The organism is Aquibacillus salsiterrae, from assembly GCF_028416595.1.
Taxonomy (GTDB): Bacteria; Bacillota; Bacilli; order Bacillales; family Amphibacillaceae; genus Aquibacillus_A; species Aquibacillus_A salsiterrae.
This window is the reverse complement of record NZ_JAMQKC010000051.1, coordinates 1-2,827: the sequence shown is the minus strand read 5'-3', so window position 1 is coordinate 2,827 and position 2,827 is coordinate 1. Positions and strand designations below refer to the sequence as shown.

At 34.9% G+C, this 2,827-nt stretch carries 2 protein-coding genes and 1 rRNA gene; 2 read left to right on the top strand and 1 reads right to left on the bottom strand.

Going from position 1 to position 2,827, the window contains the following annotated elements:
- Positions 1–130 precede the first annotated feature (130 nt).
- Positions 131–246: ribosomal RNA gene (gene rrf / locus NC799_RS18150) — 5S ribosomal RNA — on the top strand.
- Positions 247–377: 131 nt separating this feature from the next.
- On the opposite strand, the gene NC799_RS18145 is transcribed toward rrf, so the two are convergent.
- A complete protein-coding gene (locus tag NC799_RS18145) occupies positions 378–1,145 on the bottom strand; it encodes a CAP domain-containing protein (protein WP_272447841.1) in 768 nt (255 codons plus the stop codon).
- A 90-nt stretch (positions 1,146–1,235) separates the two neighbouring features.
- Here NC799_RS18145 and NC799_RS18140 point away from each other — a divergent pair, with 90 nt between their 5' ends.
- Positions 1,236–2,240 (top strand): phospholipase D-like domain-containing protein, encoded by a 1,005-nt coding sequence (locus NC799_RS18140; RefSeq protein WP_272447840.1) that lies wholly within the window; start codon positions 1,236–1,238, stop codon positions 2,238–2,240.
- The last annotated feature ends 587 nt before the right edge of the window (positions 2,241–2,827 follow it).

The window sequence follows — 2,827 nt, the reverse complement described above, 5'->3', positions numbered from 1 at the left end:
CGTAGCTAGACTGAATAAGGAAGCGCAATGGGCTTGGTAGCCTCTGCTAAACAAAACTATGTCTTGTACCAACTTCTTATCTAGTCTTGAAGGTACATAGGTAATGTTTTACCTTGAACTTCATAAAAGATCTGGTGGCTATAGCGAAGAGGTCACACCTGTTCCCATGCCGAACACAGTAGTTAAGCTCTTTTGCGCCGATGGTAGTTGGGACTTTGTCCCTGTGAGAGTAGGACGTCGCCAGGCTAAAAATCCCCCCCTGCGGAAAGTGTCTTTCCCAGGGAGGGATTTTTTTGAGTTTTTCAAAAGGCTATCATTTTCAACTTTAGGTGGGTACCACTTTTGTTGGTATGCGAGTATAGTCCATGTGTTCTGTATTATTTTTTGACAAACATTTGGACCCACTGGTTTCCGTTTTGCTCAAATCCGACTCCAATGTGAGTGAATTTTTCTGATAAAATATTAGCGCGGTGGCCTTCACTGTTCATCCAAGCATTTACAACCTCTTCCGGAGAAGTTTGTCCAGCAGCAAGATTTTCTCCTGCAGATTTATATGTGATGCCAAAATCTCTCATCATGTCAAAAGGTGAACCATATGTTGGACTGGTATGGGAAAAATATCCTTTATTTGCCATGTCCTCTGCCTTAGCATCAGCTACAGTATTTAAATCAGTGTATGCTTTTAACGGAGAAAGACCTTGTTTAACTCTTTCTGCATTTGTTAACTCAACAACCTTTTGAACAAAATCATTGTTACGTTGATCTGTTTCGTTATTATTTTGCTGTTGTGTTTGTGCTTGTTGTTGAGTGTTATTTTCAGGTGCTTGTTGTGGAACTTGTTGCGTTTTCTCTTGATTGTTTTGTTCGATGCCTCGTTTAACGCTTGAATCACCGTTAGTATTTGGTCTTTGTCCCTGTTCGATAGCGAAATACCTTTTTGCTTGCCCGTCATAGTTATCCTGAATTACTCTAAATTCATATTTTGCATTTTGAGTTTTTATTGGTTGGGTCTGTGGGTAATTTTCACTTGTCGCATCAGTATTTAAACTAGAGATAGAATCATCTTTAAGGGATTGGTCATTTGTATTACATGCTACAAGTAGCAATAAAAAAATAGTTGCAATATAAACTAGTTTCTTCTTCAATTTTTTTTAACTCCTTTCCTATTTGCTTATATTTTTTCTAATTTAGTGAAAAATACTGGTGGAAAATAAATCTAAGGTGGTAATTATTGTATGGAGTTGATAACTGAAAATAAAGAAGAGGAATTATTAAATGCATTGGAGAATGCTAAGGAATCACTTCTTGTAGTGACCCCTTTTGTGACCATAGATGGAATTAAACCTTTTTTACTAATAAAAAAAGAAAAAGACATAGAAATAACTTTTATCACACGAGAACCTGGTGTTGATTGGGTAACAGGTGCGACTGAATATGAAGCAATAAGTAAACTGAGTGCAGAAGGTTGTAAGGTTCTAGTTCTTGAGTATCTTCAGTCCAATTTGTTTCTATTCGATAATAAAACTCTGTATGTTGGTGATTATTTTGCCGCTAAGAACGGTTTTGGACTACCAATAAATGAAGATCAAGGTATATTAACCAAATCACAAATTGATGAACAACAAGCGAAACGACTCCAGCATTATTACACAGATAATCCCCAAATAAAGTCGATATCTTCTTATCGAGGGGCTGAGAAAAATTTAACAAAATTAAGAGAAAAATATGATGATCTTGGAAAAGTTATAGAGGATATTACATTTTCGTTTTTAAAACCGCAAGAACAAAACTTAATTGAAAATTCCTTTTTGAAACGTTTGTCTGAAGAAAGGATTATTAATCAATACCAAGTATTTGAAGTAGATGACTTGAAGGATACTTATTTAATAGATGCCAAGTATGTGATCAAACTTTTAGAGCCAGATGAAGGTAATAAAGACCATGCTATTTTTACTTTTACAAATGAGATTGCTAAAAAAATTTCAAGTCGAGAAATACATGGGTTAGTCCTGTTTCTTGATAGCGATAGAGAATACATTTGTTTACCAGGGCCGTTTATTAAGGACAAAGTAATGAAAAAGTCATACCAAACCGTTACTAGTAATTGGCAATTACAAATATACCGAGAGGATAAAGAATTGATTCTCTTCTTGGTTAATGGACCAAAAAATTTCTGTAAGCTGCCAATTGGTCAATATGAAGGTGGGCTACATTTTCGGTTGAAAGGAATTAAATTGTAATAGATGAGAATATTCTCTATGTATGACGCTAATTTCCTGCATGAGGATTGTGGTTAAAGTCATTTGATATCGTTTTAACTTCTGCGAATTTTAGTTCAGTGTTTATTAAAAAACATTTGACCTTTATATGCATTTCATGGTATATTGTTTTAGTTGTCTCGGATCTAAGGTGGAATGATTTTGAAACCAAAATTAACAATTGACTTAATTAGTAGGAAAGTGTTATATTAATTAAGCTCGCTTTTATGGACAAGAACTAAAAGTTAGAAAGTTGTTGACTTCCGCGAAATATAGTGATATGATAGTATATGTCGCTGAGAGATGAAGCGATAACGTAAATACATTGATCTTTGAAAACTGAACAAAACAACCAGTATGTTAAAAGAAAAAGTATAGGCGACTGTTTAATAGCGTACGGATAGATAAGACAGCATGTAGCACTTTGAACTTCAAGTGCGAGATGATGGATTAACTATACGCTAGCTATTGGGAGCCGAAGCTAGATTAGAAATACAATTGCTAGTCAAGTTTATGAGTAAATCAACTCATTCATTTATTGGAGAGTTTGATCTTGGCTCAGGACGAAC